Below are 24,083 nucleotides of genomic sequence, written 5' to 3'. Positions count from 1 at the left end.
TAAGCCTTGGATATAAATTAACACGGAAAATTTAAGGTGCAAATTGTACAGGAATACAGGCTATTAAGGAAATAAAGTTAAAGTGGTTTTCTTTTAACCAGCATTTAGGTTATTAGTTTGTGTGGGTGTGGGTGTGTACATTGTGCTTAATCGTTGCGAATAGCTACATACAGGTAAAAATATAAACGGCGCAAGAGGCACCGTTTAATTACATTATTTCAGGTTATCATGACGACTACCTAGTTAATTAAAAAAGGATTAACCTTCTTTGTTAACGAGTTCATGTAATTCTTCCAAAGAAGCTGCGATTTTAACACCTGGAACGTTTGTACCAATAGTTGCTTCAAAAGAACCTTCAACCGCTGAGCGGAATGAAGTGAATGAGATGCGGTATACACCACGAACAAGCGCTTTAGTTGGGCTGTTTACTTCAGATACTTGACGTAATAATGAGTTATAAGAAGAACCACTTGGGTTAGTTGGTAATTCAGAAGTATCGTCATTATAGTTTAATGCTTGAAGTACTTTACCACCTTTATTGATTTTTGCATTATCAACAATGTTTAGGCGATCAAGTGTAATATATGTATCAAAATACTTATTTGGAGCAGATTGAAGACTTGCTTCAAATGTGCTCTGTACGAAATCGCCTTCAGCTGGAGTTGCTTCAGCTGGAGATATCATAGATACACCAATTTCGTCAATTACAGCAGGAACCCATGCATATAAATAATATGCTGGTTTACCTTTAATTTTACCATCTGGCGTTACGCTATCATCAACATAACCAAAATAATTAGTATAGTTAATATATGGTGCACGTACTTCCATACCAGCTATACCTTCTTTATTAGAGCTTTTTAGGTGTGGGCCAGTAGACATACAACCTGAAAGTGTAATGATTGCTAATAATGGTAATAATGGTAATAATTTAGTTGCAATTCCTTTTTTCAAAACTCTATCCTTAGATCAATATATAAATGAGTCGCCAGTATATAGTGTATTTATTCAATACATCACGATAATTGATTGATTTAAAACTAATTTAATACCAATTAATCAGTGGAAATCAGACCTGACGCCAATTTTTAATTTATAAACCTAGCACTTGCTAATGCTTCGGGATTAATACTAAAGTGATACTTTAAATAACGACTCTCGTCATGCAATCGCATCCTAATAAGTGATGGTTTCTAAACCATCACTTATTATCTTACGGGTAACTTGGGAGGGGCCAGACGTTATCTATTAGTGTATTTAGCAAGATAGAAATCAAAATTATTATTAATGAAAGTACTATAACCAACATAAACGTCGTTACCTTTACGGACAATACTACCTGTGCGTTGTTGCACTTTGTATCCGGTATTCGCAACCGCAATTAGTACTCCATCGTTAGTATATTTTTCATTATGACCATTACCAACAACAAATATCCCCCCGTTATCGTCAAGGTTAATTGCACTAATTTCACCTTGTTGATTACTCACATGCCAAATAATATCGCCGTTCGCTTGCATCTTAATGAGATCTCTATTTGACGCATCTGAAAACGCGATAAATAATTCATCTTGTGCATTCTTTTGGAGAATAACAGGGCCTGGTAGCGCATAACTGTCCTGATTACCATATACGTTATTACGCCACAATAGTTGACCGTTAGTATCAATGGATTGGATTTGTAGATCACGCTCTTTAGTCATGATGATAGAAATAACAGAACCGTCAGCTAAAACCGTGGTTGCAGCTTCTGCAAATGTGTCTTCAGTTTGTGCTTGTGTCCATTCTAATTGACCTAATGCATTGTACTTACTCACGCCTTTACGGCCAGAAACATACATATTATTATTCGTATCGAGTTCAATATCCCAAGCCTGTTGATCTGGATGTTCGATGTTTAATTGTTGTTCACCGTCAGTGTTAAAGATCTGAGTATTAAGCCCTGTTACATAAAGTTTGTTATTTTTAAGCTCAAGATCTCGAACGTCATATTCATTACTGATTATTTGTTCCCAAATTACGCTTCCATCGGTAGAAAACTTAGCGAGTAGTGATGCGCGAGGTCCTTGAGCATTGTTTTGTAGATAGGCTGTTGCAGTGATATAGATGTTGTCTTCATCATCGATAACCATCGCCGTTATATTTTCATCACTGCGTGATAATCCGTGAGTCACATCATGCTCAACCGTCCAGAGTGTGTTACCAGATGTGCTGTATTTTACTAATAGCATGTTTTGAACTCGATCACTGCCTATTTTAATCGTCTCACCAGCTTGGATTATGTTACCGGCACTATCGATCACTTGCGCAGACAACCATTCTACTGTTGTTTCTTCTGTTTTACTGTTGTCGTAAAATTCAACCCAATCAGGTGCAATGAAGGTGATATCACAACCACTTAAGGATAGGGCCGCTACTAATAAGCTGGTTTTAAATATCGAATTTTTCATTGAAATGTCCTTATTGAATTAAAATGTTGAATGAATTTATTAGTGTGACAACAAACAGCACTAAAGAGAGTCTTTACTCTAAAAGTTCGTATACAATAGCAATAAACAAGAGTTGTGACAACGATCTGAAATCCATTTAAATCATGTGGTTATATCGTTTAAGATGGTGGTTGTGTATAAAGTTGTAATGATGGTTTTATGTAGTGATTTACGGTGTTATTTGCGTGAAAGTGACTGATTGGCGTCTTTAATAAAAAATATTGTAAATTATGTACGCTTGGTGAGTGATTCATCTCGAAAATAAAGAATGCTTATACTAAAAAACCTAGTGAATTAATCATCACTAGGTTTTTATTTAAGTAGATCTCGCAAGGTTCGCTACTTAGCTAAACAAACTGGTTGCTTCAACAGGGTTTTGCTCAACTTCATGTAAATATTTTTCTTTAGACTCGTTAGAAAAATAAGGTTCAACTAACATGATAATACGCAATACGATACGCTGTGTAATTTCTTGAAGATCATAATCTTCTTCAGCTAACTGTGTATCTAATGAGTTCGTCGCAATTAAACAGATCGTATCAGCCATCGAGCTTTGCTGTGCTTCCGTCATCTTTATTTCACTGTTTTCATTTAATGACACGAGCATTTTTAAGAAAAAACTGTGATGGTTATGAACTAAACGCATAAAGCGTCGTTTTAGCAATTTGTTTTCATCAAAAATAACTTTCATATCACGATAGAAGAAGGAATATTGTTGAATCAAACCCACGTACACATTTAAGTATGCCCAGTAATCTTCAAATGCTTGTACATCATCTTCATAAAATGACATAAGTTTATTGATTGCGGCTTCGTATTCGTAGAACAACTCGGTGAGTAATTGTTCCTTGCCATTGAAATGATAATATAAATTACCAGGGCTGATCTCTAAAGCATTGGCAATTTCAACCGTGGACACTTTGACGTGTCCGTATTGGCTGAACATTTCTAAACTACACTGTAATATCCTATCGCGTGTTTTCATCACTTTTTCCTAAACTGATGCTGATACAGTTTTAGTCTCTGTATCAGTAGAAATAATGTCGGTTGGTGGTGTATCAACACGGCTGATTTTTGGTTGCTGTGTTACCGGCGGAGTTTCAATATCGGTAGTATTTTGTGCGTCTGCTAATATTTGTTCGATCACAGCTAAGCTTTCTTGCTTAATATCGGAGTTAGCATTTGTCATTGCTAATAGTGCAATTTGTTCTGAAACCGAGATGGATGCACTTTTTAGTACTTCGCTTTCAAGTTCAATAAATGCTTTATTGATATAATCAGCAAGATCCGCTAGATCAGGCAGCGCAGAGCGGCATGATACTAAGCCAACATTGATCAATCCGTTGTAGCTATATAATGTAATGTTTAAAGACATTCCTGGTGGAAGTACCGAAATAGGGAAGCATTGTTCCATTTTCGCACCCATCATATATAGGGGGTGTTGTGGGCCTGGAACATTTGAAATTAGCACATTACCCATTGGCGGTAATACGGTATCTAAATTGAAAAACTCGCTAACGACAGCAAGGCCTTGGCTTGCCATTGTATAGCTTGTTAGTGCTTCTTTTGTCAGTAGACGTGTTTCATTTTTTAACTTGATACACGAATCTTTAATTGTCATTAAACGTTCAAGCGGTGATTCACCATGATACGCTAATTCAACTAAGCTGATTGCAACTTGATTGTTGGTTACGGTATCGCTAGCGTCACGTAAGCTCATTGGCATTTGTGCAACAAGCGGTTTTTTAAGTGTAAAATTCTTGCTTTCAAGATAGTTATGAATAGCCATATCACAGATGGTGACAACTACATCATTGATTGTTGCGCCTGTCATTTTACCTATGCGTTTAACACGTGTTAGCGACAGTGCTGAAACAGCAGCACGGCGCGCCCGTTTGGGGCTCACAGAGAACGGTGTTTTAGGCGCCATAAACGGTGTTGGCATATCCGCTTTATACACATTTGCGGCTTGGAAAAGCAATTTGGTCGTTAGTTTAGTCAGTGATGGGATTGACTTAACTTGGTCTGCCAGTTTCTTGGACGTTTTTGTGAGTGATGAAAGCATACTATCAAGTTGTTTTTCTTTCTGCTCGAGTTCAATATTCCAAAATGCTGTCATTGGCGCATCAGTATTCTTACTTAAATACGACATTAATAGTTGATTGGCTTTTGCGCCGTCAGTGAACGCGTGGTGTGCTTTTAGGTAGATAGCGAATTTGTTATCTTCTAAGCCATCAATCAGAATCATTTCCCATAAAGGTCTATTTCTATCTAATAGTGTTTCATGCTGATGTTCAACAAAGTGAAGCAGCTGACTTTCATTGCCTGGTTGCGGTAGCATTGCAAATCGTACATGGTAAGAGAGATCAATATTGTCATCTTCTTTCCAGTAATATTGTCCAGTAAGCTGTTTTTTCAGTTTTAAATTAAACGGTTTCTTAATTTCATCCTGCGACATTAAGTTGTCGAACAGATCTCGAGTAAAGTTGCCTTCATAATTTTTAGGCGCTGTAAAAATTTGTAATCCGGCTACATGTTTAGGACTGGCAACCGTTTCTGTGTATAAGAAACCCATATCAACTAGCGTTAGTGCTTGCATGTTATCTAATCCCTATGCAGTAAATCCATAAAATAGAGTGTTTAGATACTTAGCTCTACTTCTTTAGTTGTCTATAACTATATGGGTATATGTTAGTCCCTTGTTTTACATTTGTAAATAGTGACAAAGTGTTAACTTAAAGCTTAAGCGTATGAAAATAGTATTAAATGTACTATTTTTCGTGTTACATCTTATTTTTAATTGGCGATTTGTTAAATCTTAATTCGGTGGTTATATACTCCGAAGACAGTATATAAAAAGGGTTAGCTCGATAGTGTGAATAATACCGCGCTGTGTTAGCGGTAACATCGGTTGGATTTGTAACATTTCAAGGTGTCTGGTAAATATTAATAATTATTTTATTTCAGTATATTGACGAGCTGTTTAAGTTGGGATACCTGCTCGATCTATAAATCGCGTTATAAGTTGGTTGTTTTGAAACAATGAGTAAAGGTAGAATGCGAGGACGAAATGGGCCGTAATGGATGATGTTGTAGTGTTTAAGTCTTTTTTGTGTTCTATGTTGTTGGTGTTAATTTCAGGTTGTAGTCAGCAGGTAGCAATAAAACCTTCAGATCCGATGATAGAAATTAATCGACCAACACCGGAACTCGACTATGTTCAACGTCAGTTACTCGCACAATATAAAGATTGGCACGGGACGCCTCATCAATGGGGTGGAATAAGTAAGAATGGGGTAGATTGCTCTGGCTTAGTTAAGCTGACGTTTAAACAGCTGTTTTCTATCTATCTTCCTCGAACGACAGCGAAACAAGTTAAAGTCGGGTATTCGATTAAACGCCAGCAATTACGTACCGGTGATCTCGTGTTTTTTAAAACGGGGATAAATGTACGCCACGTCGGTATTATGGTTGATGAGTTTCAATTTTTTCATGCATCCAGCAGTCGTGGGGTAATCCTATCTCGTTTGGATAATCCATATTGGAACCGCCACTATTGGCAATCAAGAAGAGTTGATTTATAAATGATGGAACAGAAATTAATTAAAGTTATGGTTGGGTCTAAAAATCCAGTGAAGGTAAATGCTTCACGTACTGTTATTGCTGAATTGTATCCCGAGCATATTGTGGAATGTGATGGTATCGACGCACCTTCGAATGTCCCAGACCAGCCCATGAATGCCGCTGAGACACGTGAAGGGGCTATTAACCGCGTTAAATATTGCCAACAGAATGCAGATGCTGATTTTTATATTGCAATCGAAGGTGGTGTTGATTTACTCGACGATGGACCTGCAACATTCGCGTATGTTGTTATTGCTAATAAAGAGCAACAGTCGGTAGGACGTAGCGCTGCGTTACCATTACCTGCACCCATTTATCAATCATTACTAAACGGGGAAGAGTTGGGACCTGTGATGGATAAATTGTTTAAGACCGTCAACATTAAACACAAAGGTGGGGCGATTGGTTTGCTAACGAATGGGCATGCAACCCGCGAAAGCAATTATACCCAAGCACTGACATTAGCAATGGCCCCCTTTTTATACCCTGATCTTTATAATCAGTGATCTTTAATCGCTCATGATTTGTGTCGCTAATATTCTTATATAAATAGTCACCTTATATACGCAGTTACTTTGATCTAGCCATCATTTTAGATTGTTATTTAAACGCTTTGTAATTTAGTGTAAATAAACACAATAATCGCTATTGATAATCATTCTCAATTGGGGTTATTATGAATATATGGAGCTATAGCGCGTTTATAAGGGACTAAATCATGTCTTCTAAGGTTAATTTAAGTATATCGAGTTCGAAACTTGCAGAGTTGATTCAGGCGGGTCATCTTTGTGCGGCAGATTTTAACTGTTTAGACCCTGAGTCTAAGCAGCAAGTTTGGCAACTCTGTTTATGGAGCTGTAATAAACGAGTGCATTGCACTAAATCATGTACGCAGCAGTGTAATAGTGGTTATTGTGAAGGAACTAAAACGGGTCCAGCTACGATTGAAAAATCAACATTAATCACCGTTAATGCTGATTAATCGTTGAGATTAGGACTGTAATTCTTTAAACCGTAATCGTTTTATGAATGGGGCTATTAACGGTGTGATTAATGGTAACAGCACGCCTGCAATAATGAGCGAAAAGGCAATCATCTTATTTATGCCTAATTGTTCGTCATAAAAGATGACCGATCCTAATAGTGCAAAGATAGGCACTAATAGTTTAAATGGACTCATCATGCTGAGCGGGTATTTAGTGAGCATTTTGTTCCATACCCAATAGCCTAATAATGTTGTTGGATAGGCCTGAAACAATACCGAGCCAAAAGCGATGGGATTGAGTGCCATGCTTAATTCGCTATAAAGGTGAACTCCATTGACCATATATGCCATTGTAAATAACGGCAATGGTGCAAACAGGCAAGACCAAGCCACAAAAGCAAACATATCTTTAATATCCAACTTTTTAACCATTAAGCTGATGACGCTCATGCTTAGGGCCCCAACGAGTGCAAATACAAAACCGATGAAGGTAACAGAACCATCAGTAATATTGGCAACGAAGACAAGCCCTAGTAAGGTCAATGCGAGCCCTATTTTTAAACTCGTATTAATGCGTTCTTTTAGAAAAACGATACCCATCAGCACACTAATAAATACGCTGAACTCGAGTATCAAACTTGCTGTGCCAGCCGACAAGCCAGAATAAATAGACATTGACATCATTCCCCATAGGCCAACCCCAAACGTAATGCCATAGAGTGCGAGATAACGCCACTTGACATCCGGCTTACGAACAAACAAGACCGCTGGAAATGCGGCAAAGGTGAAACGTAGCCCTGTTAAAATAAAGGGGTCTATGTTGTCCACACCCGCTTTAATCACGGAGTAATTGAACCCCCATAGACAAGTTACCGCGACAATGATGATTAAGTGAATAGGTGATATTGATCTTCCGTGCATATGAATACTCCGTTGTTTTATTGTTTGACTAGTATGTTGTTTTCACAAATAATAAACAGATGCAGTTTTTGTTAATTTTTAGAGTACAGTTTGTTTTAAAGGCACCAGTTAGATTTGATAGGGTCCAGTTTGGATTTTGATGGGGAGGGAAGGATGACCGCACGTTATATTACAATTTCAGATAATATTATTAACGACATTGATAAAGGTATATTACTTGTCGATAAACGAATGCCGTCGTTACGGCAGTTTACCCAGTTGCATAATGTAAGTATGACAACAGCAAATAATTGCTATCAGCGTTTACTCGACTTAGGTTGGTTGCATGCAAAACCGCAAATTGGCTATTTTATTACTCAGCCTTTGAATAAAAAAAATACCCCAACATATCCTCAATTCAACGCTCAAGTTGCGACGCCGAAAGTTGGTCAATCCATTGTTCAAGGATTACGTGGTCCATTTTATACCGCGCAATTGCCTGCTGACTTGTTACCTCAAGACATTTTGAATCGTTGTTTACGACGTGCTAACCAAAAGGTTGGTTCAGATCTGTTTGCATACCCCGACTATCAAGGTGACATGAAGTTACGTACCGCATTAGCCGATCATTTTACGCAGCAACACTTTCCTTTAACCGCAGAAAATTTGGTTGTTACCAATGGTTGTATCGATGCTGTGCGTAGTGCCATTGAAGTCACGACTAATCCTGGGGACACGGTAGCGATCTCATCACCTTGTTTTAATGGTTTATTGAACTTACTTGAAAATATGGGACGATTAGTGCTTGAGATACCTTGTTATCAATCACAGCTAGATTTAGAACAACTTGAATCTTTACTCAAAGCTAAGCGTATTTCTGCGTGTTTATTTAGCGCTAACCATATCAATCCACAAGGGTTTTGTTTAAGTAATCAACAAAAACAACGTATTGCGGAGCTTGCTGCTGATTACCAAGTGCCTGTTATCGAAGATGACATTTATCTGGAGTTAAGTTATTCCAATACTACGCCCTTACCAATTAAGTATTGGGATAAATCTGGCTGGGTATTGTGGTGTAGTTCGGTATCGAAGACGATTGCTGCAGGATATCGTTTGGGATGGTGTGAGCCTGGGCGTTTTTTTAATGCGTATTTACACTTGCGGAGTGTACAGTTTTTCGGTGTTAATAATATTGTTCAACATACGGTATGCGAGTTTATTAATACGGGGCATTATGCAACACACCTTAAAAAATTAACGGCAACCCTAGCTGCACATGCTCGGCAGTACCATAGTTTACTACGGGAATTACTCCCCAAAAATACTAAAATCAGTGTTGCCGAAGGAGGCATGGTTATTTGGTTACAACTCGATAATATGGATAGTCAAAGCGTATTAAATGAAGCGTTGAAAAAAGGCATATCGTTTCGTGCGGGGAATGAGTTTTCCACGCTTGAGTATTATCAAAACTGTCTAAGACTAAACATAGGCTGGCCGATTGTTAAAAATGAGAAAGACAGTGCTGAAAAACAAGAAAAATCGTTGGCGTTGCGAGCACAACTGATTTGCTTGTGTGGACTTATTAATGAGAATGTCACGTTAAGAGAACAGCATTAATTACAATTAATGCTGATGTATTAAATGGTTCTCTATCCTTCATTTAATACATCTGTTGCTGTGCCGCTGTAAATCTCGGCAGCCAATAATATGGATTCATGAAGGGTAGGGTGGGCATGTACTGTATGCGCAATATTGTCTACCGTGAACTTGTTGTATATCGCTAAACAAATCTCACTATTTAGCTTTATAAATAAGTAATAATAGGTAGATCTGTTAAACTGTTCGCATCATTATCAATAGATGAAATCATGACTATGAATAGACGTTTGTGGACGCCATTAATATCTTCTGTGCTGATTGTAGGTAGCTTAGGGGGTTATTATTTATTGAGCGATTATCTGCGCTTAGAGACGCAGCAAGCGGTAATCGCTGCAGCCCCTTTCGAGCAGCTTTCTGTGCTAGAAATAAGTGATAAGCGTATTTTAAAACTTCAAGACAAGCTTTATGATGATAAGCAAAATGCGACGCTCTGGTTTCAACTTGGTAATGCCTACCTGTATAACGGTGAATATGATAACGCTTTATTAGTATTTGATTATTCAATCAGGTTAACACCTAGTCCTACGGCAACGCTGTATTCAGCAAAGGCTTCTGCATTATATTATGCGGGTGGTCAGCATTTAACGGTAGAGGTTAAAACACTACTTGATCAAGCATTATCACTCGAACCCAATAATCAAACAGCATTAATGATATTAGCGTCAAATGAGTTTATGAATGTGCGTTATCAACAAGCAATCGACCTTTGGGTACAGTTGCTTGACTCTGATCAGCAAGGGTTAGATAGAGTTTCAATTATCAATTCAATTAATCAAGCTAAACAATTTATTCGATAACAACCGATTACATCGTATTTATTAAATATAAGGATGCCGACATGATGTCGGCATTTTTGTTGTACTTTACGAATTACTAATAAGTCGCTTCACGTTCTTCTGCTTCAGCTTCCCATTGTGGTACAAGTGTTTTCAAGAATTCAGCTTTCTCTTTTTTCATCTTGTCCATATCCATTCCCAATGCTTGTTGTGCTAAGGCTTTGGTTGAGATATCTGGGATCTCGATTGGATCTGTAATTCCTTTCTTAGCTAGTAGGCGAATTAATTGAGTTCGTGCATCTGTCGCACGGTCTAACGCTGTGCCTAATATCCGTAAAGCAACTTCTGGCGCATGCATATGTACACCATGAGAGGCAATCGCATAATCCCAACGCCATTGTGCATGACGGATATTGAGTTGGATCTCATCCATTTCCGCTTGTGTTGCCCCAGCTTCCCATGCTGCTTTTGCTTCGAAATGGGCTGCGATGATTTGCTTTTCGGCAAGGAGTTTCATCTCTGTCACTTGCTGCTTACGTGTTTTAACAACGTCCTGTAGCATCTCTTTACTCTGTGTATGACAATTTGCACACGTATCTTGGAAACGGTCAAATGGGTTGCCTACTTTATGGTCGGTGAACACAGTACCATCCGCATTTGTTACTTTGGGCATATGACAGTCAACACACGTTACGTTGTTTTTTCCGTGAATGCCTTCGCGCCATGTTTCATAACCTGGGTGCTGTGCTTTTAGCATTGGGGTTTTAGACACTGCATGCGTCCAGTCTTTAAAGCCAATCTCGTCATAGTATTCTTCCATTTGGTCAACTGAGGTACCTTTATCCCATGGGAATTTCACGGCTTTTGTTGGACCTGTGAAATAGTACTCAACATGGCATTGCGCACAAACTTGCGCTTGTTGATCAAGGCGACCTTGCTCTGCAAATGGCTTATTAATCGCTACCATCGCACGTTCAACGTGTGGACGAGTCAGTTTCAGCGCGGGTTCACCATTTTTAAATGCGTCGCTACGGGTATCATGACAATCGGCACAACCAATTGCATTGACCACTTCAGCGCCACCTTTGGCCCATTTACCTGAAAAGTAAGCATCTTCACCATTTTCTTCAATAAAGCGTGCTACGTCAGGGCTTTTACAACTCCAGCAAGACATGACCATTGGGCCATTCTTTGCATTCGTTGGTCCACCTGTGCGTAAGGTATTACGAATGTCATCAATTGCATAGAAATGACCACGGGCTTTATTGTAATCTTTAGAAAAACCATAACCCGCCCACATGATGACCATATTGGGATCACCCTGTAGTGCATCTTCTATTTCTTTACTTTCACTGGTCGCTTTCCAGGTATTGTACTGATCCGGATGTGCTTGTTCGAATTTTTCATTACGAGGTTCTAATTTTTCTGATACTTGATCAGCAGCAAATACAGTACTACTGCTAGCACCAAGCAATAACGTAGCAAGCAGAACTGCCACGCCTGAGGCTGGTTTCAGAGTTTTATATACACTAACCATGTTGTCTCCAATTATTAATTATTTAGATTGACCAAGCGTTGTGAGAGTGGCAATAAATAAGAATTGGAAATGTAGTTATATATTTTAATTTAATCTTTTAATATCAGGATTATTATATATAAAAATATAATTACGTTATTTAAAATATCTCAAATTTACCTATATAAAAATACAAATCGAACATTACCATCATATTTATTGTTTTTGATCAATATGTTTAAAGCTAAGTCTTGTGATGCTAAATTAATAATAAGAATAGAGTTTGGGAATAGCCGCTATACACTAGATGACACACGTTGACATTTATTTACATTTTCTTGTAAACTCATATCTCCGGTAAAACAAAGGCTTGCAGCTTTGTTGATGTATATCTCAAATATGGCAATAACTCGTTATGGGTATGAGTTATTTGTTTTTAATTTGTCTATTTTAAAATATAGTTAACTCGTTAAGCGTTGTGGCTGGCATTGTAAATAAGAATTATTCTTAATTAGAATTAGTGTTACTCAGATAAATGAATAATTTATAAGTTGAAATGTTTTATTTTTAAATTTTCATCTGAATAATTAAACTAACGAAAATTAAAATGTATTTTAATTAAAGTACATTTTTATAATTCTCATAGAAGGATGCAAAATGGGTAATGTAAAATTAGCCATACGTACAACGATTAGCTTTCTGCTGTTCATATGTATCTATGGTTTTAATTTCAGTGTTACTGCAAAGTCGCCAAGTCACCCGGTCGTTAATGCGAATAGTGATAGTCGACACGAAGTGACATTTATTCGTGACAGTGATTACGCTTGTACGCAATGCCATAAGGACTCAAAAGAAACACGTCTAGGTACGCATGGTGAAAAAGTCGTAGCAGAAATAGGCAGAGACCTTAAATGTGTTGAATGCCACAATACGATTGGTCCAAACCACCGTGAAAATCCCTCGCAAGTCACTAAATTCTCAGCTGCTCAATCTGAAATAGGCACACATAAAAACCTGCTCGATTTTGACGCTATCTTAAACGCCACGGGTAATTGCACCAATTGCCATACCCCAGAGAACTTGCAAGAAAAAACCTGGGTACATGATGTCCATGCCAAGAAAGCCACTTGTTCATCTTGCCATGTGATTCATGCCGATGGTGAAAAAGAAGGCATGCAAGCGCTAGAGCGTAAGGCTCAAATTGCGCAATGCGTCGATTGTCATAAAGACTTTAACTTGAAAAAAGAAGATAAGGGAGAATGACATGGCCTGTTCTAGACGAAATTTATTAATTGGTGCGGGTGCGGTTATTTTTACTACTGGCGTGTCTAAAGTCGCGTTCGGTAAAAAATCGTTAGTTGCCACACAAGTTGATGGTAATAAACGCTACGGTATGGTTTTTGATGAAACGGCTTGTATTGGTTGTACTGCGTGTACAGAAGCATGTCGTGAAACCAACAATGTGCCAGACGGTGTATCACGTTTAAAAATAGAACGTAGTGCACCGATGGGAGAGTACCCTAATGTTGATTACACATTCAGTCGTATTTCTTGTCAACATTGTGATAATGCGCCTTGTGTCACTGTTTGCCCAACAGGTGCATCGTATGTAGATCTAAAAACAGGCATTGTTGATGTACATAGCGATAAGTGCGTCGGTTGTGGTTATTGCTTAGCGGCTTGTCCGTATAAAGTGCGATTCTTCCATCCGGAAACTAAAGCTGCAGATAAATGTAATTTCTGTCGTGATACTAATTTAAAAGCCGGTAAATTACCTGCCTGCGTTGAATCATGTCCGACTAACGCATTGACCTTTGGTGATCTAAACGATCCGGCGAGTGAGATAAACAAAGTGATTGCCAGTAATGCCGTTTATCGTTCGAAAGTGGAGTTAGGTACCGAGCCAAAACTGTATAAAGTGGCGGATACAAAAGGGGAAATAAAACGATGAATACATTTGTAAGTGCTTTTACGTTTGATTCTTTGGTCTGGGACTGGCTTATTGCGATATACCTGTTTTTAACTGGGATGTCGGCTGGTATGGTATTAATTTCGATTCATTTGAAACGTAAAATTATTGAAGGTAAAGCGTCAGCCAATGGCATCATTAAGGCGACGGCTATTCTAGCGCCGCTTGGGATCATTACAGGTTTAACCATCTTGATCTTTCATTTAACCAAACCCTTATCATTTTGGAAGATCTTAGTCTTCTTTAACCCAACCTCGGTTATGTCGATGGGCGTGATCTTATTCCAAGTTTATATGATCGTTTTATTTACTTGGATCGCCATCATGTTCAAAGACGAATTAGCGGTATTACTGCAGACGCTATTCAAAGGTCGCTTTGACTTTGTTAATCCAATTGTAGATAAACTCGCAAAATTTGAGAATGCACTAGAGCTACTTTTAGCGCTGCTCGCTATGATGTTAGCGGCTTATACTGGCTTTTTATTATCGGCATTGAAAACGTATCCGATGTTAAATAACCCTGTATTACCCGTGTTATTTATCTTTTCTAGTGTGTCATCGGGGGCGGCGGCGTGTTTACTGCTTGGTATTGTTGGTTTTAAAGAATCATTCGACAGTAATTGCGTTAAATGGATCCACGGTATTGAACGTCCGGTGGTGGTGTTTGAATTGTTTGTATTGCTCACGTTTTTTACTGGCCTTATCTTTGGTGGTGGCCAGAAGGAAGTGGCCGCGATGGCTGCGATTGGTAGTGGTTTTTGGGCTTCATGGTTCTGGTACGGTGTAGTTGGCGCAGGTATGTTGATGCCATTAGCGTTAAACTTTTTTGTGCCAGCTCAGTCGCGTCATAACAAAGTGTTTGTATTGTTAGTGACATCACTCAGTCTTGCTGGTGTGTTAATGCTACGTACATTTATTTTGTATGCGGGACAGATGACGGTCGTTTAACGAGTGTTTTAATTACTTGAGTATAAAGTAAGAGGGTTCATTAGGGCTCTCTTTGTTTTCCTATTATTAATGGATCCATTTATGATCCCAGAAATTGCATTATTTTCGCTTATCCTTGGTACCTTCTGCGCTATTTTAGGTGCCGTTATTCCCTTGTTTGGCATTGTGACTAAACAACCGCAACTTAGCCGTTATTCATGGCCATTGAGTTACGGCGCATTTATCGCGGTGACTACGTCGATTGGTCTGCTTGCTTATAGTTTCACTGTGGATGATTTTTCTGTTAGTTATATTGCTCAACACTCTAATTCACAGTTACCTGTCTTTTTTAAGATTGCCGCTGTATGGGGTGGGCATGAAGGGTCATTGTTATTTTGGGTGTTTTCTCTGTCTGTATGGTCTGCGGCTATCGCTTTAGTTAACCGTCATCATAATCAGGCTTTTATCAGTCGCGTATTAATCGTTTTAAGTTTATTAACGGCGGCGTTTGGATTATTCACTTTGTTGGCTTCAAACCCGTTCTCACGTTTGTTTCCTGTACCAATACAAGGACGAGATTTACATCCGATGTTACAAGATATTGGCCTTATTTTTCATCCGCCATTATTGTATATGGGGTATGTTGGGTTTTCGGGATCGTTTGCTTTTGCGGTCGCTGCGTTAACGATGCCAGATATTAATATCCCTTGGCCACAGTGGAGCCGAACTTGGACGCTTGCAGCTTGGGTTATGCTAACGGGGGGGATCGCACTTGGTGCTTGGTGGGCTTATTATGAACTGGGTTGGGGTGGCTGGTGGTTTTGGGACCCCGTTGAAAATGCGTCATTGCTGCCCTGGTTAACAGGTACCGCATTACTGCACTCATTGATAGCCAGTGAAAAACGTCAGGCCTTGATTAACTGGAGTTTACTACTGTCCATATTTACATTTAGCTTAAGTTTGCTAGGTACATTTGTGGTTCGCTCAGGGATCTTAACATCAGTGCATGCATTTGCAGTAGATCCAACACGTGGACTCGTGCTGTTGGTGATCTTGGCCATTTGCGTGGTGGTACCATTAACCTTGTTCATGTTGCAAAGCGGTAAGATTAAACCTTTACGATTACGCAGTATGGTCAGTCGAGAAGTATTGTTTTTAATGCTGAATAGTTTGCTGGTGGTTGCAACATTATCGGTATTACTCGGGACTTTTTATCCGATGATATTCCAAGTATTTAATCTTGCGAGTATTTCGGTTGGTGCGCCTTTCTTTAATACCGTATTTGTCCCCTTGGCATTGTTGTGTTTTGTGTTAATGAGTATAGCCCCCTTTATACATTGGAAAAAGACCAACTTTAATGGCATAAACATGAAGTTGGCATTAGTTTGGGCATCTTCTGTTGTCGTCGGCTCTGTGGCTAGTTATTTATTTAATGATAGCTTGTCAGTGTTTGTATCTCTGGTATTGATACTGTGTGCTGCTGTGGTTATGTCGAGTTTATTTGGCGGCGTGAGTATTCGCCATTTAGCCATGACTGTTGCGCATGTTGGTGTCGCTATCACCGCTGTTGGGATACTGTTTGTCAGTTACGAATCGACGGAAGTAAGTGCCAAAATGAGCCCTGGTAGTTCTGTAGTTTTAGACGATATAACCGTTAATTATATAGAGACTGAGTGGTTGATCGCGTCTAATTATACCGCAGAGCAGGCGGTACTTGAGGTCGTTGATAAGGACGGGCATATTGTGCAATTGAAACCACAAAAACGCCATTATCCGGTCCGAGTGATGAACATGAGTAAACCTGCGATTAATTCTAGTTGGCTGCGTGATATCTACATCACCATGGGTGAGAAAATAGACCGTCACTCATATGCGATTAGAATACAAAATAGGGCGTTTATTAATTGGTTATGGACGGGAAGTATAGTGATGATGATTGGTGGTCTGTTAGCAATAGGACAACGTTATGCTAAATAATAAATTAAAGTTAATACTGCCTAGCTTGTTAGGGTTATTGTTTGTTGCCTTGATGATGTTCGCGTTAACGTCACAAGAGGGTAAACGAGTGACCTCCTCGGTTTTAGTCGGTAAACCAATCCCTGATTTTACTGCCCGCAGCTTAAATTCAGATACTAATTTGTTAGATAACAGGGTATTGCAAACTGACAAAAAATTCACTTTGTTAAATGTCTGGGCTTCTTGGTGTGCTGTTTGCCAAAGCGAACATGATTTTTTAACGACACTAGTGATTAAAGATGATGTGCGTATTGTTGGATTAAATTACCGCGATGAAAGAGTCGATGCTAAGCATGTATTAAGCATGCTGGGTAATCCTTATGTCGTAAATATCTTTGATCCCAATGGTAAGCTCGCCTTGGATATGGGGGTTATCTCTACACCTGAAACCTACCTGTTAGATCGCGAAGGCATTGTACTATATCGTTATTCTGGAGCATTAGATGCGGTGGCTTGGCAGCATTACTTTAAACCATTAATACAGCTTTTAATTAATGAAAAGTAAGTGAAAAATCAATATAAGGACGAAGTAAAATGAAGTTGTCATCGGTGTATTTGTTTATTTTTATCATGCTAGTTGTATCGCCTCTATCTGCACAGTTACAAACAGAGAATAACATATCATCGAGTGTTGAATCACAGCAATCGGTAGAAATATTTGAGTTTAATTCTGTTGGTACTCAAAATCGGGCCATTAACTTAGCACGCCAATTACGTTGCCCTCAATGCCGAAACCAGAACCTGATGGAGTCAAATTCCCCGATAGCCAAAGATTTGCGACTTAAAGTGTATTTGATGGTAAATGAAGGGAAAACCGATCGACAAGTGATAGATTTTCTGACTCACCGTTTTGGTGATGTGGTTTTGTATAAACCTAAATTTGAACCAAGAACTTACGTGTTGTGGCTTGGACCCTTGTTTCTTATTATGTTATTTGGTTGGTGTGGTTATCGTAAAGTAACTGTATCAATAGCTAATTAATTTTATTCTACTTATATATTAATTCTAAGCCTTGACTTACCTAGAATTAAATACCCATTAAGTGATGCCGGCAGGTTGGTTATATTGTTTTTTTTATAATCTAATCTCTAATTAGATTAAAATTCCACATTTAAAATCAAACGCTAAAAATCAAACTTTTATGTACAAATACATTGTCTTAATTTATTGATCTTAATCACATTTATTAAACGTGACTACCTGTAATGTTTACTTGTTTTTATTCAGTAAAACTCAGTTCTGGCTCTCTGAACTGATTTGTTAACTTAAATTTAATAATAAGGATAGATAAATGAAACGGATTTTTACATTTTTCACTCTATGTTTGATTGTATTTAGTAGTCAGGCTAAAGGCTTCATGAATAGTTCGAGCTATAAGGGCTACACAGAAACGAAATATCCCATCGTTTTAGTCCATGGGCTGTTTGGTTTTGATTCCATTTTGGGTATTGATTATTTTTATGGTGTTACCCGTGCTCTAAGTAAAAGTGGTGCTGAGGTGTATGTGGCTCAAGTTTCTGCGGCGAATACTACCGAAGTTCGTGGCGAGCAGTTATTAGCACAGGTTGAACAGATTTTAGCTGCGACTGGCGCAGATAAAGTTAACTTAATTGGCCACAGTCATGGCGGACCGACAGCACGTTATGTCGCATCTGTAGCGCCACAATACGTGGCGTCAGTTACCAGTATTGGTGGTGTGAATAAAGGTTCACGTGTTGCAGATATTTTACGTGGAGAGGTGCCAGAGGGTTCGGTATCTGAGAAAGTAATAGCTTCTATGGCTAATGGTTTAAGTAAGTTAATTACTTTTCTTTCTCGTGGAGGGAAGCTACCACAAGATTCGGTTGCTGCATTAGAAGCGTTAACAACTAAAAATTCACTAAAATTTAATGAATCGTATCCAGAAGGTGTTCCTACAACCGCATGTGGTGAAGGTGATTATGTTGCTGGGAATGGGGTTTACTATTACTCATGGAGCGGTAGTGCTAACTTTACTAACTTGTTAGACCCAATGGATTTAGCGCTTACTCTGACTGGTAAGGCTTTTAATGTTCCAAATGATGGCCTTGTTTCTTCGTGTAGTTCACGCTTAGGTAAAGTAATTCGCGATAATTATAGAATGAATCATATGGATGAAGTTAACCAAACTTTGGGTCTTCATCATTTATTTGAAACTGATCCAAAAACTTTATATCGTCAACATGCTAACCGTTTAAAACTACAAGGTTTATAGAAATGAAAAAGATCGTATTAACGCTGGTAGTTTTAATCGTAGTCGTTACTGCGATCTTTATCTATACGGATAACACGAATAAGCAAATACAAGCGCAATCGTTCCAATCAAAATCGCAGCAGGATACCGCGATTGATTCAAAATTTGATCGCGATACATTTGAATATTTTTTATCGGGATTAGGTGAGGTTGAGTTGGATGATTTACAAGCGAAATTTATACAGTTTAATTCGCAGCGTCCTGCTGACGCACAAATAGATAAGGTATTATTTCAGCAATATATTAACTATAAAACCTATTTACAGACACTAGAATCTAATGCTAGCTCTGCTGAATTTGGTTTAGAGGATCTGATGGCGTTAAATGATCAATTACTTGCTGCTCAGCTTATTTTTTTTACAGCTGAACAACAAAAAGATCTGTTCGCAGAAGAAAACCAACTTAGAACGATGACATTGAAAAAACTAGAACTCCAGGAAGTCGCAGCGTCGGAAGAGGAGTTTGATGTACTATGGCAACAAGAATTACAGTTACTTCCTGAAGAAGAACAGGTGGTGTATAAAAATGCGGCCTTAATGGGGTCGTTAGCAGATACGAAAGGGTTGGATACGCAAAAAAAGTATTTAATACGTCAAGAGCTAGTCGGAGCTGAAGGGGCACAACGTTTAGCTGAATTAGATGAAAAAAATAATGCGTTTAGTACTCAGCTTGATGATTATTTCGTTGAGCGCCAAGTGCTAATGACGGATGACAACTTAACGGATGAAGAGCTTGAACTCGCGATAACAGACTTACGTGAGGTCAGTTTTTCTACTGCACAATTGCGTAGGATTAAAGCGTTGGAGCGCATTCATGATAGTGAAACTAATACGGATTCATAGTCATTACCTTACCACTGCATTCAATGAATGCTTTTGCGGTTGGTGATAACAATAATTTTTTATAATGTAGCTGGGTGAGTATCGTTGGTGACGAACCGCTTATTGGCACAAAAGTGCAGCCTTGTGTAAATAATGCAGAGGTACAATACGGTGCAATCCCAACCCCTAACCCTGATGCAACCGTGGTTAACAATGTTTGCATGTGTTTAGGCTGCCCTACGATATTGGGAGAAAAATTATTCTCCTGGCAAAGGCGAATGATGCCATCGAATAATGAAACGGCTTCATCTCGGTTGAATAATATGAATGCTTCGTCTTTTAATTCGTAAAGTGATAGCTGATTTTTATTTGAGAGTGCGTGATCATTTGGCAGTATCACAGTGAGTCTATCTGTATAAATAGTCTTGCTATCAAAATTGCTTGTTAAATTATCAGGTAGTGGTCGTGAAAAACCGAGGTCTATCTGATTAGCTGTAAAGGCGGTGATCTGTTGAGAAACGGTCATTTCAAATAATGTGATGTCGACATTGGGGTAATGTGATCTGTATTCTTTAATCAGTTGCGGAAGAAACGTTAAACAAGCCGACGGTAAATAACCAATCTTTAAACTGCCTATTTCGCCTCTCGCTATTTTTTGAGTGCGCAATTTGGCCCCCTCAACTTGCGCTAAGATCTCGGTAGCTTCCTTGAGTAACTGTTCACCTGCGGCTGTGATTTTGACATAGCGCGTATTGCGAATAAATAGCGCAGTATCGAGTTCTTCTTCTAAAGACAAAATATGCCTACTTATCGCGGGTTGTACGGTATGTAATTCTCTCGCCGCGGCTGAAAAGTTCTTTAAAGTTGCTACTGCCACGAAACTCTTTAGGGATTTCAATTCCATCACTTATACCAAATCACTATCACTGTAATAGTATTATATCATTTATCTTATAAATGATTTTGGCTTATGCTCTTCGCTCGTATTTCATAACGCCAAGACAAATGATATTTAATGAACAAATTATCTAAAGTGAGCAGCTTTACGCTGTTATGTATTTCATGTTTAACCATTATGGTGGGTGCCGTGATCGCGCCAGGTTTAGCAACCATTTCACACGCTTTAGGTGTGTCTAATTATGCCAGTTTATTAGTCACTTTACCGGCATTAGGCGCCGTATTATTTGCGCCATTTTCGGGCCGATTAATCGTTAAGTTTGGCGCCTATCATGCGACGGCCGTTGCGCTATTCTTGTATGGTGTTATCGGTTTTTCGGGGCTATGGTTATATGGACCGACAGCCATATTTATTAATCGGATACTGCTTGGTGCTGCTACTGCCGTCATCATGGCCGGAGGGACAATGTTGATTTCGCAATTTTATGTTGGGAATGCTCGATTAAATATGATAGCTAAGCAGGGGATGGCTATTGAGTTGGGTGGGGTTATTTTTCTATTTATTGGTGGCCAACTCGCAATATTAGGGTGGTACTGGCCATTTAGTTTATATCTGATGGCTTGGGTATTTTTAGCGATGTTATTGCTTCTCGTCCCTCTGCCATGTACGGAAAATGATTCAGCATTATCGTTGACAGGAGCATCTACGAATACGGTCACATCAATGCGAGAAGTATACCTTTCAGCTGTGATGGCAATGGTGTTGTTTTTTACTTTAATTATTATATTGCCGCTAAGTATGAACGAGTCTGGCTATACCGAAGATCAAATCGGGCTGTTTTTAGCGTTTATTTCGTTAGTCGCTGTGATTGCCGCACATTTTATGCCGCGTGTTAGCTTACGCTGTGGCGAGCATTATACGTTAATGATTGCTTTTGGCTGTTACGGCTTGTCCCACCTTGTATTTTACAGTGGTGAACAATTTATCTTTTTGGTCATTGGCGGGATATTTTCAGGAACGGGATTTGGGTTATCAATTCCATTACTTAATCACATGACGGTAGAAAGAAGTCACCGAGGTTCAATAGGTAAAAATTTATCCTATCTTGCAATGGCGATATTTACCGGTCAGTTTTTAACGTCATTCATGGCATTTATACCGGGCAGTTCCAGAGACATATATGTTGTTTCTGCGATTATCGCTGCACTTTATTTGGTTTATTTTAACTTTAAATCTAATCGGGTGTGAGAGGTGTATTCGCTATGTCACTCTAGTTCGCTGAATACATAGCTGGTTGCTCTGCTTTCCAGTCGAACACATGCTGAATAAATGCCTGAACTCTAGCAGGCTGTTTATCTCTATCTCGGTACATCAAAGTAACCTGGCGATCTTGGCCTGACCAGTCTGGTAGTACTGGCACCAGGCCATGGCCCTTATGCTGTTCTCCATTAAAGTAATAAGGTGGCATCCAGCTGATTCCCATCCCTTCTTTAACAGCATCCCTGACTAACAACACATCATTTGATTTAAACGAAAACTCAGTACTGATCTCATAAACCTCGCCAGTTTGCTTATGACGCATAATCCATCTGGGGGAGGTACTGACTGACAACAATTTATGATCCAGTAAATCTGAAGGGTGATTAATAGTGGGGTGTTGGTCCAGATAAAGGGTCGATGCACAAAGAGCAAATGAGCTTTGCCAGAGGTCACGGGCAATCCAGTCTGGTTCCTGAGCATCTCCAACTCGGAATGCGACATCGACTTGCTCGGCGGTGAGATTAATCTTTTCGTTCTGTACCTGTAAATCGATACTGATGGACGGATGTTTCAGGTAAAAATCGTAGATACAGTGTTTGAGCCAGGCCTGTGTCATATTAATTGGCGCTGTAATTTTAATGTGTCCCTCAAGTTGCTGACGGTCAATTTCAATAAGTTGCTTCACATTATGTAATCCATTAATAAATGGCTGACATAACTGACAGTAGCGGATGCCATCACTGGTTAGGGAGAAATGATGAGCACTCCTTTCGATGAGCCTGCAATTGAGTTGCTGCTCCAGCCGTTTTAGTCTACGACTGAGGGTAGCCAATGGTATGTCTAGTTTCTTTGCTGCAACGGTCAGGTTTTGATACTGAGAGATTTGTACGAAAAGATACAAATCATCCAATGAATGATTTCTCATTTTTGATAACTAAGCTCTTAAATCTGTCTATTAACAAACAATTATGCAATCTATATTCTGTTCGCACAAGTCATTAGATAGGTAACACAATGAGAAATAATTATAAAATCTGGCTGGGCGCGGTATTGGCTATTTTTTTCTGGGGGAGTAACTTTAATGCTATTAGTGCGTTAAGCCCAGAATTAACCCCTATCACAGCGGCAGCAATTCGTTTTTCGATAGCGGTGTTAGTCCTTCTTATTCTACGCTTATTATCGAAACGCCCTGAATCGGTACTGTCAAATAAGGATAAAGGCTATTTGCTGTTACTCTCTATTATTGGGGTGTTCATCCAAAATAGTGCCTTGTTTTTGGCGATGCGGTATACTTCGGCTGTCAACGGGTCTGTTATTATGGCTAACATGCCACTCGCTGGTCTGTTGCTTTCGGCACTATTATTACGTACTCGGATCACCTTTTATCATATCGTTGGTATCTGTATTAGTCTGTTTGGTGTGTTGTTGGTGATCACCGATGGAAACTGGCACCAGATATACTTGAGGAAGGGGGATCTTCTCGTTGTTTTAGCCTTAACTGGTGGTTGTTTATATACAATTCTGGCGAAAAAGTGGGTACCACATGTACCTGTTCCTCAGTTTGTCAGGTGGACATTGGGGCTAGGACTAATACAAATGTTATTAACTGCTTGCTGGCTTGAATCCCCTATTGATGTTTACCAAAGCATGACACTGAAAGATCTCGTACTACTGTCTTACATGGGGATTTTAGGTACTTTAGTCGCTTACTTTTTATGGATGAAGGCAACTCAAACAATTGGACCACAGAAAGTAACATCTATGTTTAACCTTATCCCTATGTTTACTTTACTCATTAGCATGTCCATGGGCACCCAGCCTCATCTATTACAGTTAACTGGGATTCTCTGTATCACTGTCGGAGTTATTTTTGCCAATGCTTACCCGTCACTAAAACGGATATTTATATCGTTTAAACCGCAATATACTATCAAGCCCAGTAGCTTAAAGTAACATTGATATAAAGGGCTCC

24 protein-coding genes are annotated in these 24,083 nt (G+C 39.0%); 15 read left to right on the top strand and 9 right to left on the bottom strand.

Annotation, left to right across the window (positions count from 1 at the left end):
• Window positions 1-258 precede the first annotated feature (258 nt).
• From AKG98_RS14585 to AKG98_RS14570, 4 genes are all read right to left on the bottom strand, one after another.
• A complete protein-coding gene (locus tag AKG98_RS14585) occupies window positions 259-954 on the bottom strand; it encodes a LipL32 family surface lipoprotein (protein ID WP_067047210.1) in 696 nt (231 codons plus the stop codon).
• A gap of 287 nt (window positions 955-1,241) precedes the next feature.
• Complete coding sequence (locus AKG98_RS14580) at window positions 1,242-2,450, bottom strand: hypothetical protein (protein ID WP_067047207.1); 1,209 nt, start codon at window positions 2,448-2,450, stop codon at window positions 1,242-1,244.
• 382 nt (window positions 2,451-2,832) lie between these two features.
• Window positions 2,833-3,474 (bottom strand): TetR/AcrR family transcriptional regulator, encoded by a 642-nt coding sequence (locus tag AKG98_RS14575; RefSeq protein ID WP_067047204.1) that lies wholly within the window; start codon window positions 3,472-3,474, stop codon window positions 2,833-2,835.
• 9 nt (window positions 3,475-3,483) lie between these two features.
• Window positions 3,484-5,088 carry a wax ester/triacylglycerol synthase family O-acyltransferase gene (locus AKG98_RS14570; protein WP_067047201.1) on the bottom strand — a complete coding sequence of 535 codons (1,605 nt, stop codon included), beginning with the start codon at window positions 5,086-5,088 and terminating at the stop codon, window positions 3,484-3,486.
• Window positions 5,089-5,584: 496 nt separating this feature from the next.
• On the opposite strand from AKG98_RS14570, the gene AKG98_RS14565 reads away from it, so the two are divergent.
• From AKG98_RS14565 to AKG98_RS14555, 3 genes are all read left to right on the top strand, one after another.
• Window positions 5,585-6,073 (top strand): C40 family peptidase, encoded by a 489-nt coding sequence (locus AKG98_RS14565; RefSeq protein ID WP_228140314.1) that lies wholly within the window; start codon window positions 5,585-5,587, stop codon window positions 6,071-6,073.
• Window positions 6,074-6,076: 3 nt separating this feature from the next.
• Window positions 6,077-6,619, top strand: coding sequence for an inosine/xanthosine triphosphatase (yjjX, locus tag AKG98_RS14560; protein WP_198155551.1), 543 nt, complete (start codon window positions 6,077-6,079; stop codon window positions 6,617-6,619).
• 212 nt (window positions 6,620-6,831) lie between these two features.
• The gene (locus AKG98_RS14555) at window positions 6,832-7,095 is read left to right on the top strand and encodes a hypothetical protein (protein WP_067047193.1); all 264 of its coding nucleotides are present in this window, start codon (window positions 6,832-6,834) and stop codon (window positions 7,093-7,095) included.
• 9 nt (window positions 7,096-7,104) lie between these two features.
• Here AKG98_RS14555 and AKG98_RS14550 read toward each other — a convergent pair whose 3' ends face one another.
• Window positions 7,105-8,019 carry an EamA family transporter gene (locus AKG98_RS14550; protein ID WP_083543977.1) on the bottom strand — a complete coding sequence of 305 codons (915 nt, stop codon included), beginning with the start codon at window positions 8,017-8,019 and terminating at the stop codon, window positions 7,105-7,107.
• A gap of 153 nt (window positions 8,020-8,172) precedes the next feature.
• Here AKG98_RS14550 and AKG98_RS14545 point away from each other — a divergent pair, with 153 nt between their 5' ends.
• Entirely contained in the window at window positions 8,173-9,615 is a 1,443-nt protein-coding gene (locus tag AKG98_RS14545; protein WP_067047190.1) for a PLP-dependent aminotransferase family protein, read from the top strand.
• A gap of 32 nt (window positions 9,616-9,647) precedes the next feature.
• Here AKG98_RS14545 and AKG98_RS22310 read toward each other — a convergent pair whose 3' ends face one another.
• Complete coding sequence (locus tag AKG98_RS22310; RefSeq protein WP_228140331.1) at window positions 9,648-9,788, bottom strand: hypothetical protein; 141 nt, start codon at window positions 9,786-9,788, stop codon at window positions 9,648-9,650.
• A gap of 78 nt (window positions 9,789-9,866) precedes the next feature.
• On the opposite strand from AKG98_RS22310, the gene AKG98_RS14540 reads away from it, so the two are divergent.
• The gene (locus AKG98_RS14540; RefSeq protein ID WP_228140313.1) at window positions 9,867-10,454 is read left to right on the top strand and encodes a tetratricopeptide repeat protein; all 588 of its coding nucleotides are present in this window, start codon (window positions 9,867-9,869) and stop codon (window positions 10,452-10,454) included.
• Between the two features lie 76 nt (window positions 10,455-10,530).
• On the opposite strand, the gene nrfA is transcribed toward AKG98_RS14540, so the two are convergent.
• On the bottom strand, window positions 10,531-11,970 hold the full coding sequence (gene nrfA / locus AKG98_RS14535) for an ammonia-forming nitrite reductase cytochrome c552 subunit (RefSeq protein WP_067047188.1): 1,440 nt from the start codon (window positions 11,968-11,970) through the stop codon (window positions 10,531-10,533).
• A gap of 636 nt (window positions 11,971-12,606) precedes the next feature.
• Here nrfA and nrfB point away from each other — a divergent pair.
• The 8 genes from nrfB to AKG98_RS14495 all read left to right on the top strand — a co-directional run bounded on the left by nrfB (window position 12,607) and on the right by AKG98_RS14495 (window position 19,974).
• A complete protein-coding gene (nrfB, locus tag AKG98_RS14530) occupies window positions 12,607-13,212 on the top strand; it encodes a cytochrome c nitrite reductase pentaheme subunit (protein WP_067047184.1) in 606 nt (201 codons plus the stop codon).
• Window position 13,213: 1 nt separating this feature from the next.
• Entirely contained in the window at window positions 13,214-13,900 is a 687-nt protein-coding gene (gene nrfC, locus AKG98_RS14525; RefSeq protein ID WP_067047180.1) for a cytochrome c nitrite reductase Fe-S protein, read from the top strand.
• Window positions 13,897-14,865, top strand: coding sequence for a cytochrome c nitrite reductase subunit NrfD (nrfD, locus tag AKG98_RS14520; RefSeq protein WP_067047177.1), 969 nt, complete (start codon window positions 13,897-13,899; stop codon window positions 14,863-14,865). The genes nrfC and nrfD overlap by 4 nt, the downstream gene beginning before the upstream one ends.
• An 81-nt stretch (window positions 14,866-14,946) precedes the next feature.
• Window positions 14,947-16,821 (top strand): heme lyase CcmF/NrfE family subunit, encoded by a 1,875-nt coding sequence (locus AKG98_RS14515; RefSeq protein ID WP_067047174.1) that lies wholly within the window; start codon window positions 14,947-14,949, stop codon window positions 16,819-16,821.
• Complete coding sequence (locus AKG98_RS14510) at window positions 16,811-17,365, top strand: DsbE family thiol:disulfide interchange protein (RefSeq protein WP_067047173.1); 555 nt, start codon at window positions 16,811-16,813, stop codon at window positions 17,363-17,365. The genes AKG98_RS14515 and AKG98_RS14510 overlap by 11 nt, the downstream gene beginning before the upstream one ends.
• A gap of 29 nt (window positions 17,366-17,394) precedes the next feature.
• On the top strand, window positions 17,395-17,841 hold the full coding sequence (locus AKG98_RS14505; protein ID WP_067047170.1) for a cytochrome c-type biogenesis protein: 447 nt from the start codon (window positions 17,395-17,397) through the stop codon (window positions 17,839-17,841).
• Window positions 17,842-18,151: 310 nt separating this feature from the next.
• Window positions 18,152-19,093, top strand: coding sequence for a triacylglycerol lipase (locus tag AKG98_RS14500; RefSeq protein WP_067047167.1), 942 nt, complete (start codon window positions 18,152-18,154; stop codon window positions 19,091-19,093).
• 2 nt (window positions 19,094-19,095) lie between these two features.
• Entirely contained in the window at window positions 19,096-19,974 is an 879-nt protein-coding gene (locus AKG98_RS14495) for a lipase secretion chaperone (protein WP_067047164.1), read from the top strand.
• On the opposite strand, the gene AKG98_RS14490 is transcribed toward AKG98_RS14495, so the two are convergent.
• The gene (locus AKG98_RS14490) at window positions 19,958-20,857 is read right to left on the bottom strand and encodes a LysR family transcriptional regulator (RefSeq protein ID WP_067047161.1); all 900 of its coding nucleotides are present in this window, start codon (window positions 20,855-20,857) and stop codon (window positions 19,958-19,960) included. The two genes, AKG98_RS14495 and AKG98_RS14490, sit on opposite strands and share 17 nt — an antisense overlap.
• Window positions 20,858-20,968: 111 nt before the next feature.
• On the opposite strand from AKG98_RS14490, the gene AKG98_RS14485 reads away from it, so the two are divergent.
• Complete coding sequence (locus AKG98_RS14485; protein WP_067047158.1) at window positions 20,969-22,099, top strand: MFS transporter; 1,131 nt, start codon at window positions 20,969-20,971, stop codon at window positions 22,097-22,099.
• A 22-nt stretch (window positions 22,100-22,121) separates the two neighbouring features.
• On the opposite strand, the gene AKG98_RS14480 is transcribed toward AKG98_RS14485, so the two are convergent.
• On the bottom strand, window positions 22,122-23,036 hold the full coding sequence (locus AKG98_RS14480) for a LysR family transcriptional regulator (RefSeq protein ID WP_067047155.1): 915 nt from the start codon (window positions 23,034-23,036) through the stop codon (window positions 22,122-22,124).
• 89 nt (window positions 23,037-23,125) lie between these two features.
• Here AKG98_RS14480 and AKG98_RS14475 point away from each other — a divergent pair, with 89 nt between their 5' ends.
• Window positions 23,126-24,064, top strand: a complete 939-nt coding sequence (locus AKG98_RS14475; RefSeq protein ID WP_067047153.1) for a DMT family transporter — start codon at window positions 23,126-23,128, stop codon at window positions 24,062-24,064.
• Window positions 24,065-24,083: the final 19 nt, after the last annotated feature.

It is taken from the genome of Moritella sp. JT01, from assembly GCF_001574435.1.
GTDB lineage: Bacteria > Pseudomonadota > Gammaproteobacteria > Enterobacterales > Moritellaceae > Moritella.
Note: the sequence above shows the minus strand (reverse complement) of the source record. Positions and strands in the feature narration are given on the sequence as shown.